This is a genomic window from Stenotrophomonas sp. Sm10, assembly GCF_030985515.1.
GTDB classification, from domain to species: Bacteria; Pseudomonadota; Gammaproteobacteria; order Xanthomonadales; family Xanthomonadaceae; genus Stenotrophomonas; species Stenotrophomonas hibiscicola.
This window is the reverse complement of sequence record NZ_JAPTFO010000034.1, coordinates 1-15,271: the sequence shown is the minus strand read 5'-3', so window position 1 is coordinate 15,271 and position 15,271 is coordinate 1. Positions and strand designations below refer to the sequence as shown.

10 protein-coding genes and 1 pseudogene are annotated in these 15,271 nt (G+C 68.7%); 7 read left to right on the top strand and 4 right to left on the bottom strand.

From position 1 onward, the window contains the following. Positions 1 to 56: 56 nt before the first annotated feature. Both O0J15_RS11390 and O0J15_RS11385 read right to left on the bottom strand, forming a co-directional pair. Positions 57 to 1,586, bottom strand: coding sequence for a sulfite reductase flavoprotein subunit alpha (locus O0J15_RS11390; RefSeq protein WP_308305668.1), 1,530 nt, complete (start codon positions 1,584 to 1,586; stop codon positions 57 to 59). Continuing rightward, entirely contained in the window at positions 1,583 to 2,011 is a 429-nt protein-coding gene (locus O0J15_RS11385; protein ID WP_026347009.1) for a PAS domain-containing protein, read from the bottom strand. Before O0J15_RS11385 ends, O0J15_RS11390 begins: the two co-directional genes overlap by 4 nt. Positions 2,012 to 2,451: 440 nt before the next feature. On the opposite strand from O0J15_RS11385, the gene glgA reads away from it, so the two are divergent. Genes glgA through glgX form a run of 7 tightly spaced genes read left to right on the top strand, consistent with a single transcriptional unit; the run spans position 2,452 to position 14,581 of the window. After that, positions 2,452 to 3,978 carry a glycogen synthase GlgA gene (gene glgA / locus O0J15_RS11380; RefSeq protein WP_019659881.1) on the top strand — a complete coding sequence of 509 codons (1,527 nt, stop codon included), beginning with the start codon at positions 2,452 to 2,454 and terminating at the stop codon, positions 3,976 to 3,978. Beyond that, positions 3,975 to 6,209: a 1,4-alpha-glucan branching enzyme gene (locus O0J15_RS11375; protein ID WP_308305667.1), complete on the top strand. Its 2,235-nt coding sequence runs from the start codon at positions 3,975 to 3,977 to the stop codon at positions 6,207 to 6,209. The genes glgA and O0J15_RS11375 overlap by 4 nt, the downstream gene beginning before the upstream one ends. Then, complete coding sequence (treZ, locus tag O0J15_RS11370) at positions 6,206 to 7,924, top strand: malto-oligosyltrehalose trehalohydrolase (RefSeq protein ID WP_308305666.1); 1,719 nt, start codon at positions 6,206 to 6,208, stop codon at positions 7,922 to 7,924. The genes O0J15_RS11375 and treZ overlap by 4 nt, the downstream gene beginning before the upstream one ends. Beyond that, complete coding sequence (locus O0J15_RS11365) at positions 7,921 to 9,765, top strand: 4-alpha-glucanotransferase (RefSeq protein ID WP_134729029.1); 1,845 nt, start codon at positions 7,921 to 7,923, stop codon at positions 9,763 to 9,765. Before treZ ends, O0J15_RS11365 begins: the two co-directional genes overlap by 4 nt. Then, on the top strand, positions 9,762 to 12,335 hold the full coding sequence (gene treY / locus O0J15_RS11360; protein ID WP_155029671.1) for a malto-oligosyltrehalose synthase: 2,574 nt from the start codon (positions 9,762 to 9,764) through the stop codon (positions 12,333 to 12,335). The genes O0J15_RS11365 and treY overlap by 4 nt, the downstream gene beginning before the upstream one ends. Then, a complete protein-coding gene (locus O0J15_RS11355; RefSeq protein WP_080352942.1) occupies positions 12,304 to 12,474 on the top strand; it encodes a DUF2934 domain-containing protein in 171 nt (56 codons plus the stop codon). The genes treY and O0J15_RS11355 overlap by 32 nt, the downstream gene beginning before the upstream one ends. After that, positions 12,461 to 14,581, top strand: a complete 2,121-nt coding sequence (gene glgX / locus O0J15_RS11350) for a glycogen debranching protein GlgX (protein WP_308305665.1) — start codon at positions 12,461 to 12,463, stop codon at positions 14,579 to 14,581. The genes O0J15_RS11355 and glgX overlap by 14 nt, the downstream gene beginning before the upstream one ends. 52 nt (positions 14,582 to 14,633) lie before the next feature. Here the strand turns inward: glgX and O0J15_RS11345 are convergent, their stop codons facing one another. Continuing rightward, the gene (locus tag O0J15_RS11345; protein WP_058982748.1) at positions 14,634 to 14,948 is read right to left on the bottom strand and encodes an AzlD family protein; all 315 of its coding nucleotides are present in this window, start codon (positions 14,946 to 14,948) and stop codon (positions 14,634 to 14,636) included. After that, positions 14,945 to 15,271: pseudogene (locus O0J15_RS11340) on the bottom strand (branched-chain amino acid ABC transporter permease); the annotation flags it as partial. The gene O0J15_RS11345 and the pseudogene O0J15_RS11340, both read right to left, overlap by 4 nt.

Genomic DNA, 15,271 nt, shown 5'->3' with positions numbered 1-15,271 from the left:
TGCGCGACACCGCCAACAGCAGCCGAGCATGGGCTCGGCTCTACAGGATCAAAGGATCAATACAATTCGCAGTGCGTGCGGCCTTCACCGCGCAGCGCGTCCCAGCGCCCTTCGCCAGCGACGGCATCGATGGCCTCGCGCACCGCGCTTTCCAGGTGGCGCTTGTTGCCGCACAGGTACAGATGCCCACCGCGGGCCAGCACATCGCGCACTTCATCGCCGCGCTGCCGCAGTACATGCTGCACATAGACCTTTTCGGCGCCATCGCGCGAGAACGCGGTATGCAGGCCGGCCAGCACGCCCCGGGTATGCCAGTCCTGCAGCTGGTCGCGGTACAGGTAGTCGCGCTTGCTGTGCTTCTCGCCAAACACCAGGTGCACCTCGCGTTCGCAGCCGTTGGCCTGCAGTTCCTGCATCAGGCCCATCAGCGGTGCGATGCCGGTGCCGGTGCCAACCAGCAGCAGCGGCGTCTGGCCGGTATCGGGCAGGTGGAAGCCAGGGTTGGAACGGCAGTACACACGGGCACGGTCGCCACCGTGCAGCAGGCTGCCGGTAGCGGTGCCGAAGCGCTCGCGGCCGCGCAGGGTGTAATGCACTTCGCGCACGCACAGGCTCAGCTGGTCGTCGCGCGGGTGCGAGGCGATTGAATAGGCACGCGGCAGCCGCGCTGACAGCAGTTCACGCAGCCGCGGCAGCGGCATGCTGTCCGGGGTGGCGTGGTCCTGCAGCACGTCCAGCAGGTCCAGGCCGTGCAGGTAGGCGTCCAGCTCGCGCTTCTGGCTGACCTTCAGCAGGCCCTTCAGCGTTTCGCTGCCACCGAGCCGGGCCAGCTCGCGCAGCACGCTCTTGCTCAGCAGGCGCAGCTCGCGGTCGCGCAGGGCGGCCACGGCGGTGCTGTCGCCGTACCAAGTGGCCAATGCCTGCAGCAGGGCAGGATCGTTCTCCGGCACCACGTGCAGGGTGTCACCCGCGCGGTAGGCCATGCCACTGCCGGCAATGTCCAGCTGCAGGTGCCAGGCAGCGGGGTCGCTGCTGTTCAAGCGGCGGCGTTCGAGAATGCGGGCGGCAAAGGCATTGTCTTCACCATAGGCGGTGACCTGCAGGTGCAGGTCTTGGCCAGCGCTGAGGTCGCCACCCAGCACCTGGCTTAGCACCGGCTGCCATTGCTGGAAGAACTGCTCGTAACCCAGGTCGGCGTCCACGCGGTGCAGCAGCGGCTGCGCCTGGCGCTCGCTCAGCGCAGCATCCAGCGCCTTGGTGAAGCCACAGAAGCTGGGGTAGCCGGTGTCACCCAGGCCGAACACCGCATAGCGCAGGCCGCTCAGCGTCGGGGTCTGGCGCAGGGTTTCGAAGAACCGCTCGCCATTGGCCGGCGGTTCGCCATCGCCGAACGAGCTGGAAATCGCCAGCAGCACATCGCCGTGGCCGAGACTGGCCACGTCGATGTCGTTGAACGGGAGCACCTGCGGCGCGTGCGGCTGCAGGTCCGCGCCCAAGCGCTGGGCCAAGGCGCGGGCATTGCCCGACTCGGACGCGAAACCCACCAGCAGGCGGCTGAAGGGCGTACTGGTCGGGAGGGCGTTCACGCGGCCTCGTAGAAGTCGTCGAACTTTTCCTTGCTGAACTCGACCAGGTCGTAGTTCTGCATCAGGTCATTCACCACGCGGCGGATGCTGATGTAGGAGGTGATGTTGCCGTCGGCGTCGAACAGCGGCTGCACGGTGGTGTCGACCACGTAGAGCACGCCGCCCTTGCCGAGGTTGGGCACGATCCCGGTCCAGGTCTTGCCGGCCTTGATGGTGTCCCACATGTCCTTGTAGACCGCCTTGGGCACATCCGGGTGGCGCACGATGCTGTGCGGCTGGCCGATCAGCTCTTCGCGGGCGAAGCCGGTGAGCGTGCAGAACAGGTCATTGGCGTAGGTGATGTTGCCCTGCAGGTCGGTGGTGGAGATCACCATGACGTTCTGCAGCGCATTCACGAGCTGGTCGTTGTCGGGGGAGTAGTTCATCGCGGGGTCCTTGTAGAGGCCGGCAGCGCCGGTGTGTTCGGTTCCTGCATAGGAATACGCCCGCGTGGCGGCGAGCGATTTGACATTGGTCAAGCGCGTGGCGCGAAGGCCTGCGACCGGGTGTCGCAGGGAGAATCTCTGTAAAGCCGAGCCCATTTTCGGCTCGAGCGCCAACGGGACTGCCCGCAGCCGAGCGTGGGCTCGGCTCTACAGGAGAGGCACGGGCGGCTGGCGGGCGTACCTCATGCGTACTGAGCTCATGACGCCTTGTCACAAAGAAATCGCCATGGCTTCACGGTTGATTGATCGCATGGAGGGCTATTGTCGTCCTGAGCCTCTCGCTGGCGTCCCCCACGTCCTGCGTCGACTTCCTTCCCAGCACCAGCGCCCGTCCGGGCGCCGCTGGCGTCTGTCTGCCTGAAGCATCCGAGATCATCCCCATGGCCCGCGCCACCCAGTCCGCTTCACCCGTTGCGATCGCTCCGGTCACGCCCGTGCCGATCGGCACCCGCCGCGGCCATTCGCAACCGCTGGAGCTGCCGGAACTGGTGCAGCGGGTGTTGTTCGTTGCCACCGAGATGGCGGACTTCGTCAAGGCCGGTGGCTTGGGCGACGTAGCTGCGGCCCTGCCGCGTGCGGTGCGCGGTGCGTGTGATTCGCGCGTGCTGCTGCCCGGCTACCCGGAGGTACTGCAGCGCCTGCCACAGCTGCAGCGGGTGGGGCACGTCAGCGCGCGGGCCGGCTTGCCAGCGTGCACGATCGGCATGGCGGTGCAGGCCGACGGCCTTCCGATCTATGTGCTGCTGTCGGCGGAGCTGTACGAGCGTGAGGGCTCGCCCTACGTGGACGGGCAGGGACAGGAGTGGAAGGACAACGCGGTTCGATTCGCCACGCTTTCGCATGCGGCTGCGGAGATTGCGGCCGGGCGTGCCGGGCTGGACTGGTCGCCGCAGCTGCTGCACCTGAATGACTGGCCGGTGGCCATGGCGGCCGCCTACGTGCGTTGGGACCGGACGGCCGTGCCGACCCTGCTGACGATCCACAACCTGGCTTACCAGGGGCTGTTTCCGTACGCGCTTGCACCCGTGCTGGGCGTGCCGGCCGAACACCTGGATGAACTGCACTTCCACGGGCAGATGTCGTTCCTGCAGGGCGGGATCACCAACGCCACGCGGCTGAACACGGTCAGCCTGCGCTACGCGCAGCAGATCACCGCCCCGGATGACGGCTGCGGGCTGCATGATCTGTTGGCGCGTCGCGCGGCCGGCGGGCACCTGAGTGGAATCGTCAACGGCATCGACGCCAGCTGGGACCCGCGCCGCGATATCCATCTCAAGGCCCACTTCGGCATTGGTGAGTGGACCGGGCGCGCCACCAACGCGCATGCGGTGCGCAAGGCGTTCGGCCTGGCGCCGTCGACCGGCCCGCTGTTCGCGGTGGTCTCGCGGCTGGTGCACCAGAAGGGCCTGGACATCACCTGCGACGTGGCGCCCCAGATCGTGGCGGCCGGCGGCCAGCTGGTCATCATCGGCGGTGGCGAGCCGCAGGTGGAAGCACAGGTGCAGGCGCTGGCCCGCCGCTACCCGGGGCGGGTGGGCGCCTTCATCGGGTTTGAGGAAGCGCTGGCCCGCCAGATGTTTGCCGGCGCCGATTTCCTGCTGATGCCTTCACGCTTCGAACCCTGCGGGCTGAGCCAGATGTACGCGCAGCGCTTCGGCTGCCTGCCCATCGCACACGCGACCGGCGGGCTGGTGGATACGGTGGAGGACGGCGTGACCGGTTTCCTGTTCCATGGTGCCAATGCCGATGGCCTGCGCCGCTGCGTGGAACGGGCGATGCGCACCTTCCGCCTGCCCGGCCTGCTGCAGGCCATGCGCCGCGCCGCCATGCTGCGGCCGGGTGGCTGGGATGCGGCCGGTCGCGCGTATCTGGCCCTGTACCAGCAGACCTGCCAGGTGGCCGCATGAGCCACGACAGCCTGCATCTGGCCGCCCTGGAGGATGAAGCGATCACGGAGACGGGATTGGATCAGCGTATCGCCCCGGCGCTGCAGGACCTCGTCCACGCGCGCCCGGCCGATGCATTTGCCTGGCTGGGCCCGCATCGCCAGCCAGAAGGCGGACGCCAGCTGCGCGTGCTGGTGCCGCACGCGCAGCGCGTCGAGGTGGTTGCAGACGATGGGCAACGCTGGGACCTGTCTCCTGGCCCGTTGCCCGGCCTGTTCGAGGGCGCGGCCGGTGACGCGGCGATACCGTTGCTTGCCCTGCATTTCGAACAGGGCGTGGAGCAGGTGCACGATGCCTATGCGTTCGGTCCACTGTTGGACGAAGCACTGCTGCAGCGGTTCCATGCCGGTGATGCCGATGCGGCGCGGCAGCTGGGGGCGGTGCCGATGCAGGTGCAGGGCATCGCGGGCGTGCGCTTCGCGGTGTGGGCACCCAATGCCCAGCGGGTCGCGGTGGTTGGCGATTTCAATGGATGGGATGGCCGACGCCATCCGATGCGGCTGCGTCACACCGCCGGCGTGTGGGAGCTGTTCCTGCCGGGCGTGCAGGCCGGTGCCCGCTACAAATTCCGCATCGTCGGCGCCGACGGCCGGGTGATGCCCGACAAGTTCGATCCGATGGCGCGCTGGGCCGAGCTGCCACCGGCCACCGCTTCGCGGGTGCCTTCGGCGGCGCCGATGCAGTGGCACGATGACGCCTGGTTGGAGGCCCGGCGCCAGGCCGGAACCTGCGCACCGCTGTCCATCTACGAAGTACATGCGGGCTCCTGGCAGCGCAGCGACGAGGGTGCGCCGCTGGACTGGGACGCCCTGGCCGACCGGTTGATTCCGTACGTGGCCGGACTCGGCTTTACCCACATCGAGCTGCTGCCGGTCAGCGAGCATCCCTTTGGCGGTTCCTGGGGCTATCAGCCGCTGGGCATCTACGCGCCGACGGCGCGCCATGGCACGCCGCAGGCCTTCGTGCGCTTCGTGGACCGCTGCCACCAGGCCGGCGTGGGAGTGATCGTGGACTGGGTGAGCGCGCACTTCCCGAACGATGCGCATGGCCTGGCCGGGTTCGATGGCACCGCGCTGTACGAGCATGCCGACCCGCGCGAAGGGGTGCACGCCGACTGGGACACGCTGATCTACAACTACGGCCGCAACGAAGTGGCTGCCTACCTGATCGGCAGTGCCTTGGAGTGGGTGGAGCGGTTCCATATCGACGGTCTGCGCGTGGATGCTGTGGCGTCGATGCTGTACCGGGATTACAGCCGTGCCGAGGGGGAGTGGATTCCCAACGAGCAGGGCGGGCGCGAGAACCTGCAGGCGGTCGCGTTCCTGCGGCGGATGAACCAGGCGCTGCGTGAGCGTTTCCCGGATGTGCTGGTGATCGCCGAGGAATCCACCGCGTGGACGGGTGTGACCGCGCCGGTGGAGGAGGGCGGGCTTGGCTTCACCCACAAATGGAACATGGGCTGGATGCACGACACCCTGCAGTACCTGGGGCGCGATCCAGTCCATCGCCAGCATCACCACAGCGAGATCAGCTTCGGCCTGGTCTACGCCTTCTCCGAACGGTTCGTGTTGCCGCTGTCGCATGACGAGGTGGTGCATGGCAAGGGAGCGCTGCTGGCCAAGATGACGGGCGAGCCGGCGCAGCGGCTGGCCCAGCTCCGCGCGTACTACGGTTTCATGTGGGCGCACCCGGGCAGCAAACTGCTGTTCATGGGCGGCGAGTTCGGCCAGGGCCACGAGTGGTCGCACGATGCGGTACTGGACTGGGCACAGGCGGCCAGCAGTGAGGGCCAGGGCCTGTCGCGCCTGGTGCGAGACCTCAACGGCGTGCTCCGCGCCGAACCCGCGTTGCATCGCGACGAGCGCGACGAACGCGGTTTCGATTGGAGCGTGGCCGACGACAGCCGCAACAGCGTTTACGCGTTCATCCGACGGGATCCTGCCGGCAGCGGCCGCACCCTGCTGGTGGTGAGCAACTTCACTCCGGTGCGTCGCGACGGCTACCGGGTCGGCGTGCCGCAACCGGGGTGTTGGACCGAACGGCTCAACACCGACAGCGGTTACTACGGTGGCGGCAATGCGGGAAACCTCGGTGCAGTGCATACCGAGCCGAGGCCGATGCATGGTCACGCCCAGTCGCTGCGGCTGACCCTGCCGCCGCTGTCCACGCTGTATCTGCAGGTTGATGCATGACCACAGTGGCTCCGCGCCTGGGCGCTTGGCCGGTGGACGGTGAAGGTGTCGAGTTCCGTGTGTGGGCACCGGACGCAGACACCATGGCGCTGCGCCTGGAGGGCGTGCTGCGGCCGATGCACCGCGACCCGGACGGCTGCCATTGGCTGCGGACACAGGCGTCGCATGGTGACCGCTACCGGTTCCGCCTGCCGTCCGGCCAGGACGTGCCCGACCCGGCCTCGCGCTGGCAACCGGACGGCGTCGATGGTGACAGCGCGGTGGTGCTTGGCACGGATGGAGCACAGCCCACGTGGCAGGGGCATGCCTGGCAGGACCTGGTGATCTATGAAGTGCACATCGAGGCCTGCGGCGGCTTCGCGGCGTTGACCGCGCAGCTGCCGATGCTGGCGGCCCTGGGCATCACCGCCATTGAACTGATGCCGGTCGCGCAGTTTCCCGGCCAGCGCAACTGGGGCTACGACGGCGTGTTCCCGTATGCGCCGGCCCATGCCTATGGCGGGCCGGCAGCGCTGAGGGCCTTCATCGAAGCGGCGCACGATGCAGGGCTGTCGGTGCTGCTGGATGTGGTCTACAACCACTTCGGACCACAGGGCAACCACCTGCGCGACTACGCGCGCGGGTTCTTCCGTGACGACCGCAGCACGCCGTGGGGCGAGGCCATCGACTTCCGCCAGCCCTGGGTGCGGCGCTTTTTCATCGACAACGCGCTGATGTGGTTGCGCGACTACGGCTTCGATGGCCTGCGCCTGGACGCGGTGCACGCCATTGACGATGACCGTTTCCTCCAGCAGCTGGCCGATGAGGTACGTGCGGTGGCCCCGCACGCGCACCTGGTGCTGGAGAACGAGCGCAACCAGGCGCGGTGGCTGCGCGGCGCCTACCAGGGGCAGTGGAACGATGACTTCCACAATGCGCTGCACGTGATGCTGACCGGCGAGCAGGAGGGCTATTACGCGGCCTATGCCGGTCGCGCCGAAGCACTGCTGGCGCGCTGCCTGGCCGAAGGATTCGCCTGGCAGGGTGAACCGGACCTGCGCGGCGATCCCCGCGGCGAACCCAGCGCCGACCTGTCGCCCGCGCGTTTTGTGGTATTCGCGCAGAACCACGATCAGGTAGGCAACCGCGCTCTCGGCGAGCGCCTGTCGATGCTGACCGATCCTGCGCGGCTGCGTGCGGCGCTGGCGTTGACCCTGCTGACGCCGATGATCCCGCTGCTGTTCATGGGCGAACCGTGGCAGGCGCAATCGCCGTTCCTGTTCTTCACCGACTACGCGCCGCCGCTGGACGAGGCGGTGCGCGAAGGGCGTCGCCGCGAGTTCGCTGGTTTCAGCGCCTTTGCCGACGCCGCCTCGCGCGCGCGTATTCCCGACCCGAACGACCCGGCCACCCTGCAGGCGTCCTACACGTCGCCGCCCGGCGATGATCCCTGGTCGCAGGACTGGCTGCGCTGCACGAGCGGGTTTCTGGCACTGCGCAGGCGCTATCTGCAACCCGGGTTGCTGCAGGCGCGGTCGTTGGGTGCGCGCGTGCTGGGCGAAGGCGCGGTGCAGGCGGGCTGGCAGCTGCCGTCGGGCCAGTGGTGGATCGCGGTCAATGTCGGCCCGTCGCCGGTGGTGCATGCGATGCCGGCCGGGGAGCACGTTGTAGGGCCGGACGCTGCCACGTTGCTGCCCGCAGGCGGCGGCGTGCTTGCCTGTTGGGTCGCCGCATGAGGACCGATGCGGCGGTTCTGGAGGCGGCACGGCGCGCGGGCCTGCTGGTTCGCTGGACCGACGTGGCCGGTGTCGAGCGCGAAGTCGCACCGGACGTGCTGCGCGCGGTGCTGGAGGGGCTGCAGGGCGATGCAGCGCCCGAGCACGGTGGCCTGCGCACGGCCTGCTGTGGACAGCTGCTGGCGATGCCGGACGCAGCCGGCGCAGCGTGCTGGGTGGATGAGCATGGCGCAGTGCTGCCGGCACGCGCCGATGCGCAAGGGCGCTGGCGCGTGCCGGACCAGCCGGGTTACTGGCAGTGGCGCCGGGGCGACCGGCAACAGGCGGTTGCGGTGGCGCCACAACGTGCCTGGTGGCCGCAGGGCACGCTGCGCGGCTGGGGCCTGTCGGCGCAGGTCTACAGCCTTCGCGCCTCTTGCGACGCTGGCATCGGTGACAGCGCCGGCTGTGCACGATGGAGCGAACTGCTGCACCGTCACGGCGGCGATGCAGTGGCGTTGAGCCCGCTGCATGCCGGCTTGCCACCTGGGCCAGGCTACAGCCCCTATTCGCCCAGCGACCGGCACTGGCTCGATCCACTGCAGGTGTCCCTGCCGCAGGTACTGCCGGAGGCAGCCGACGCCGTGCTGGCTGAAGACCAAGCACTGGCAACGGCAGTTGCAGCCGCCACCGCAGCGCGCCGCATCCACTGGCCGCACTCGGCGGCGTTGAAGTGGCGCTGGCTGCGCCAGGTGCACCAGTGGCTGCGGCAGCAGGCGCCGGCACAGTGCGAACAGATGCAGACGTGGCGCGATGCGCAAGGCGAACCCCTGCTGCGCTATTGCCAGCACGCCGCCGACCGGTTCACTGGAAGCGCCGACGACCATGCGTTTGCGCAATGGTTGGCGCGGCAGGGCTGGGCGCAGGTGCAGGCGGGATTGCGCAACGACGGCGCGTCGATCGGGCTGATCGCGGATCTGGCGGTGGGTTGCGCACCGCAGGGCGTCGAGGCGCGGACCGGCGGCGACCAACTGCTGCAGGGTCTTGAACTGGGCGCGCCGCCGGATGCGTTCAATCCGCTGGGCCAGGCCTGGGGTATCACCAGCTGGTCACCCTTCGCCCTGCAGCGCGAGGGCTTTGAGCCGTTCATCCGCGTGCTGCGCGCTGTGATGGCCGGCCGTGGCGGGCTGCGCATCGACCATATCCTTGGCCTGCAGCGCCTGTGGGTGCTTCCCCGCGGGGCGGGCGCCGGGCAGGGCGTTTACCTGCGCTATCCGTTCGATGATCTGATCAACCTGCTGGTGCTGGAATCGTGGCGGCATCGCTGCGTGCTGATTGGTGAAGACCTGGGCGTGGTGCCGCCGGGCGTTCGCCAGCGGCTGGCAGCCCGCGGCATCCTGGGCATCGAGGTGCTGCCGTTCGCCCGCAACGGTGAGCGCTTCCTGCCGGCGCCACGGTGGCGCCGCGATGCGGTGGCCATGCCCTCCACCCATGATCTGCCACCGCTGTCCGGCTGGCTGCACGGGCGCGACCTGCGCTGGCGCGCCCGCCTGGGTGAGCTGAGCGGGCTTCCGTCGGCGCTGCACGCGCGCTCCAGAGAGGTCCAGGCGCTGTCCGCAGTGGCCCGGGGCGAGGGGGCCACGCTTGAAGCGCGTGCGCTGTCGCTGGTCGCGCACGCATCGTCACGGCTGGCGCTGCTCCCGCTGGAAGACGCCCTGGGCAGTCGCGCGCAGGTGAACCTGCCGGGCACCGTCAACGGCCATCCGAACTGGCGCCGGCGGCTACCGCTAGCGTGGGACCAGGACGCGGTTGACGCACGTATTGCCCGCTTCAGCGCCACGCGGCGGAGGGAGCGGCGATGACTCCATTGCGTGCCACCGTACGCCTGCAATTGCATGCAGGCTTCGACCTCGAGGCCGCCGCGACGCAGCTGCCGTACTACGCCGCGCTGGGCGTCAGCCACCTTTACCTGTCGCCGATCACCGCTGCGCTGCCCGGGTCTACGCATGGCTACGATGGCATCGACCCGGCCCGCATCAATCCGGAACTGGGCGGCGAAGAAGCCTTCCGGCAACTGGCCACAGCGACGCGCGCGCACGGCATGGGCCTGATCCTCGACATCGTACCCAACCATCTGGCGGCGTCCCCGCACAGCCATTGGTGGAACGATGTGCTGATGCACGGGCGTCGAAGCCCGCACGCAGAATGGTTTGACATCGACTGGGAGGCGCCGGGCTGCGAGGGCCGGCTCTGGCTGCCTGCACTGGACCGGCCGTTGCACGACGCGGTGCGCGATGGCGTAGTGCGCGTGGTGGTGGACAACGCGCGTCCCGTGCTGCGCCACCATGGTCTGGCGTTGCCCTTGTCGCCGCGCAGCCATCCACTGGACCCCGCGCAGTGGCCGGCGTGGGCCGAGCGCTGCAACCGCAGCGTTGAACGGCTGCATACGCTGCTGCAGCGGCAGCACTACCGGCTGGCCTGGTGGCGCACGGCGGGCGATCAGGTGAACTACCGGCGCTTTTTCGATATCAATGAACTGGCCGCGCTGCGGGTGGAGCGCGACGACGTGTTCGAGGCGGTGCATGCGCTGCCGCTGCGGTTGGTACGCGAGGGACGGGTGGACGGCCTGCGTATCGATCATGTGGATGGCCTGTCCTCCCCGGGCGCCTACCTGCGGCGCCTTCGTGAATCGCTCGACGCAGCCTGTGCGGCCGGCGGTCGTGATCCGCAGGCGGTGAGCCTGCATGTGGAGAAGATACTGGCCGAGGGCGAGCAGCTGCCCGACAGCTGGGCCTGCGACGGTACCACCGGCTATGACTTCATGGACCAGACCGGTGCCTGGTTGCACGATCCGGCGGCTGCCCCCGCGCTCTCGCGCACGTGGCAGGCGCTGGGCGGTGACTCGCGCAGCTTTGACCGGATTCAGCAGGACGCTCGCGGCATGATGTTGCGCCAGGGCCTTCACGCAGACTTCCAGCGGCTGCTGCGCAGTGCGCAGCAGGTCCTGCAGCCCCGGCTGGCCGAGGCCGATATCGGAGTGGCTGCGCTGGCACGCGCATTGGCTTCATTGCTGCGGCATTACCGCACCTACCGGCCCTATTCGCTGGAGGGGGCGGGTGAACGAAAGGCGCTGGTGGACGCTGCCGGTGCTGCGCGCGAGGCGCTGGACGGTGCCGCACGCGCCGCGCTGGATCTGCTGCTGCAGGCACTTCCCGGCCAGGCGCCGGCTGAAACCGAGCTGCGCGTACGGTTCGGGCAGCTGGCCGCGCCGCTGAATGCCAAGTCGGTGGAAGATACCGGGTTCTATCGCTATTTCAGGCTGCTGTCGCGCAACGAAGTCGGCAGTGATCCGCAGCGGCTGGGCATGGAAGGGCGCGAGCTGCTGGAACATGCAGCCGGGCGCCTGCGGCGCCATCCCAGGGCGCTGCTTGCGCTGGCCACCCACGATCACAAGCGCGGGGCCGACAGCCGGGCACGGCTGGCGGTTCTCAGTACCTGCACGGTCGAGTGGCGGGACGCGGTGCGGCGCTGGAGCCGGATGGCGACCCACGCCGGCGCGCCGATGCCGTTGCCGGGTGCCGAGACCTATGCGCTATGGCAGGCGCTCGTCGCCGCGTGGCCGATGCACGGTACCCCCGGCGCCGACTTCGCATCGAGGATGGTGCAATGGCTGACCAAGGCATTGCGCGAGGGTAAACGGGTCAGCAGCTGGTCCGATCCCAACGTGGCCGTGGAGGAGGGCGCCGCGCAGTGGCTGCACGCGCTGCTGGATGGAGCGCCGTTGCAGCCGGTGCGGGAGGCGCTGGCGACGTTCGTGGCGCGCATCGCGCCGGCGGGCGCCTGCAACGGCCTGGCACAGCTGTGCCTGCAGCACTGCCTGCCCGGCGTGCCCGACCTCTACCAGGGCGGCGAAGGCTGGGACCTGAGCCTGGTGGACCCGGACAACCGGCACGCGGTGGACTATCCGGCGCGGCACGCGTGGCTGCGTGATGCGCGCGGGTGGCCCGCGCTGCTGGATGACTGGCGGGACGGTGGGATCAAGGCATTCCTGCTCCGGCAGTTGCTCGATTGCCGCCGCAGGCACCCGCATCTTTTCCTGCACGGCGCGCTGCAGCCGCTGTCCGCGCCTGCGCGCTCGCCGTGGCTGGCGTTCACGCGCAGGCATCAGGCGCAGGTGCTGCTGGTGGTCGTACGGCGAAGTTCGCCCACCACCATGCCGGGGCCCAGCCTGCACATTCCGCGCGACGTCGGCAGCGGCGTGACGCTGCGTGGGCTGCCGGCAGGCCCCATGCGCAATGTCCTGGACGGGCGCATCGAACATTTCAACGCAACCGCGGACGTGGCCGGGCTTCTGGCTGGCAGCCCGTTGGCGATATGGATCAACGAGGAGACAGGTAGGGATGGACAGCAGGGAACGACGGCAGCGGATTGAGGCACTTGCCCACCAGATCTGGGAGGCAGAAGGGCGCCCGGACGACCAGCAGCAACGGCACTGGCACATGGCCGAGCGGCTGGTGGAAGCCGAGATTGCCGCCGCGCGCGGGGAGGAGGGCACTGATGGCGAGCCGTAAGTGGACGCAGACCTCGCGCGTGCGCGAAGGCCGGCCCTTCCCGCTGGGGGCGACCTGGGACGGGTTGGGTGTGAACTTCGCACTGTACTCGCGGCATGCCACACGGGTGGAACTCTGCCTGTTCGATGGACGCAACCGCGAAGTGGAACGCATCGCGCTGCCCGAGTACACCAACGAGATCTGGCATGGTTACCTGCCGGACGTGCGGCCCGGGCAGCGTTACGGCTACCGGGTGCACGGCCCGTATGCGCCGGAAGAGGGCCATCGCTTCAATCCCAACAAGCTGCTGCTGGACCCCTACGCCAAGCAGATCGTCGGCGAACTGAAGTGGGCCCCCCACCTGTTCGGTTACACCCTGGGTCACCGCGATGGCGATCTCAGTTTCGACCGCCGCGACAGCGCCAGCTACATGCCGCGCTGCGCCGTGATCGACCCGGCCTTCAGCTGGGGTGTCGAGCGTGCACCTGCCACGCCCTGGGACCGGACCGTGATCTACGAAGCGCATGTGCGCGGGGTGACCATGCAGCATCCCGATGTCCCGCAGGCCGAGCGTGGCACCTTCTCTGCCCTGCGCCATGACGCAGTGGTCGACCACCTCAGCCATCTGGGCGTGACCGCCATCGAACTGCTACCCGTGCACGCATACGTCGATGACCAGCAGCTGCTCGAGCGCGGGCTGCGCAATTACTGGGGGTACAACACCATCGGCTTCTTCGCGCCGCACCCTCGCTACCTGTCGCTGGGCATCGTGGCCGAGTTCAAGCAGATGGTCGCGCGGTTGCACAATGCCGGCATCGAAGTGATCCTGGACGTGGTCTACAACCACACCGCCGAAGGCAATGAGCTGGGCCCTACGCTGTCCTTCAAGGGCATCGACAACGCCAGCTACTACCGCCTGGCCGATGATCGCCGCTACTACATCAACGATACCGGCACCGGAAACACGTTCGACCTGACCAATGCCGGTGCGCTGCGCATGGTCATGGACTCTCTGCGCTACTGGGTGACCGAGATGCGGGTGGATGGGTTCCGCTTCGACCTGGCAACCATCCTCGGCCGCGAACGGCATGGCTTCGACGCCTCGGGCAGCTTCCTCGATGCGGTACGCCAGGACCCGATCCTGAGCCAGGTGAAGCTGATTGCCGAGCCATGGGACATCGGCCCGGGCGGCTACCAGCTGGGCCAGTTTCCGCCGGGCTGGGCCGAGTGGAACGACCGCTTCCGCGACACGGTGCGCGCGCTGTGGCGTGGCGACGGCGGGCAGCTGGCGGAGTTTGCCACGCGCTTCACCGGCTCGGCCGACCTGTTCGAACACCACGGCAGGCGACCGTCGGCCAGCATCAATCTGGTGACCGCGCATGATGGATTCACCCTGCACGATCTGGTCAGCTACAACGATCGCCACAACGAGGCCAACGGCGAGGACAACCGTGACGGCCACTCGCACAACCTTTCCAGCAACCACGGCGTGGAGGGAGACACCGATGATGCGACGATCCTCTCGTTGCGTGCGCGGCAGATGCGCAACCTGCTGGCCACGCTGCTGCTGGCGCAGGGGACGCCGATGCTGCTCGCCGGGGATGAGTTCGGCCATTCGCAGCAGGGCAACAACAACGCCTACTGCCAGGACAATCCACTGAGCTGGATCGACTGGGAGCGCGCAGCACTGCCGGCTGCACAGGCGCAGGTGGCGTTCGTGCGGCGGGCGCTGTCACTGCGCCGGCGCTACGGCCTGCTGCGCCGGAACCGGTTCCTGCGCGGCGAGTACGATGAGGCGCTGGGCCTGCGCGATATCGACTGGCGGCATCCCGATGGTCGCGGCATGGAGGAAGCGGACTGGCATGACGCAGGGCTGCGTGCGCTGCTGATCGTGCTGGACGGTCGCAGTCCGGACAGTGGCCTGCGCGAGCCCGGGCGGCATGTCAGCCTGGCCCTGCTGTTGAACGCCGGCGAGCAGCCGCAGCGGTTCTGCGTGTCAGATGACGCCCTGTCGTTCCGGCGCGTACTCCTGCAGACCGACGAAACGCCGTTGGAGCCGGATGAGGAAGGCGCCTGGACGCTGCCGGCGCGCAGCCTGTGCCTGCTGGCGGCAAGCAGCAGCGCGTGATTGCACTGCTGCGCCACTACGGTGCGCCGGGCGTTGCCCGGCGTACCGGTAGCTACCCCATCAGATAGCGCAACACACCCGCCGAGACCACGCCGATCAGCACGGTCGGGAGCATCGACAGCCGCGTGGCGGCCAGCAGGGTAATGGCCAGCGCGGCCAGGTCGGCGGGTTTGTCGGCAACGAAGTCCGGGGCGATCACCGAGATCAGCACGCAGCCCGGCGCGGCTTCCATCACCGTTACCGCACGTTTGCTCAGGGTGCGGTTGCGCAACGCCAAGAAGCCGACGATGCGGGTCAGGTAGGTGGCAGCGGCCATCAGCACGATGGTCAGCACCGAGGTCCACTGGATCAGTCCATTGAAGATCATGCCGCGTCCTCCGCCAGCAGCCAGGCCGCGGCCAGGCCCGCCAGTGCGCCGCTGGCCACGTACCACGCGCCCGGGACCAGCAGATAAGTGGCGGCGGCCACGACCAGGCTGACCAGCCACGGCCGCGCCGCCTTCATGCCCTGCCACATGCCGCGCAGCAGCACCAGGAACACGGCGGGGAAGGCCATGTCGAAACCATAGGCGTGGATGTCGCCCAGCATCGGGCCAACGATCGCGCCCAGCGCGGTGCAGGCCACCCAGACCGTGTACAGGCCTGCCGACACGCCCAGGTAGTAGGCCAGGCTGAAGCCAAGCGCGCGCCG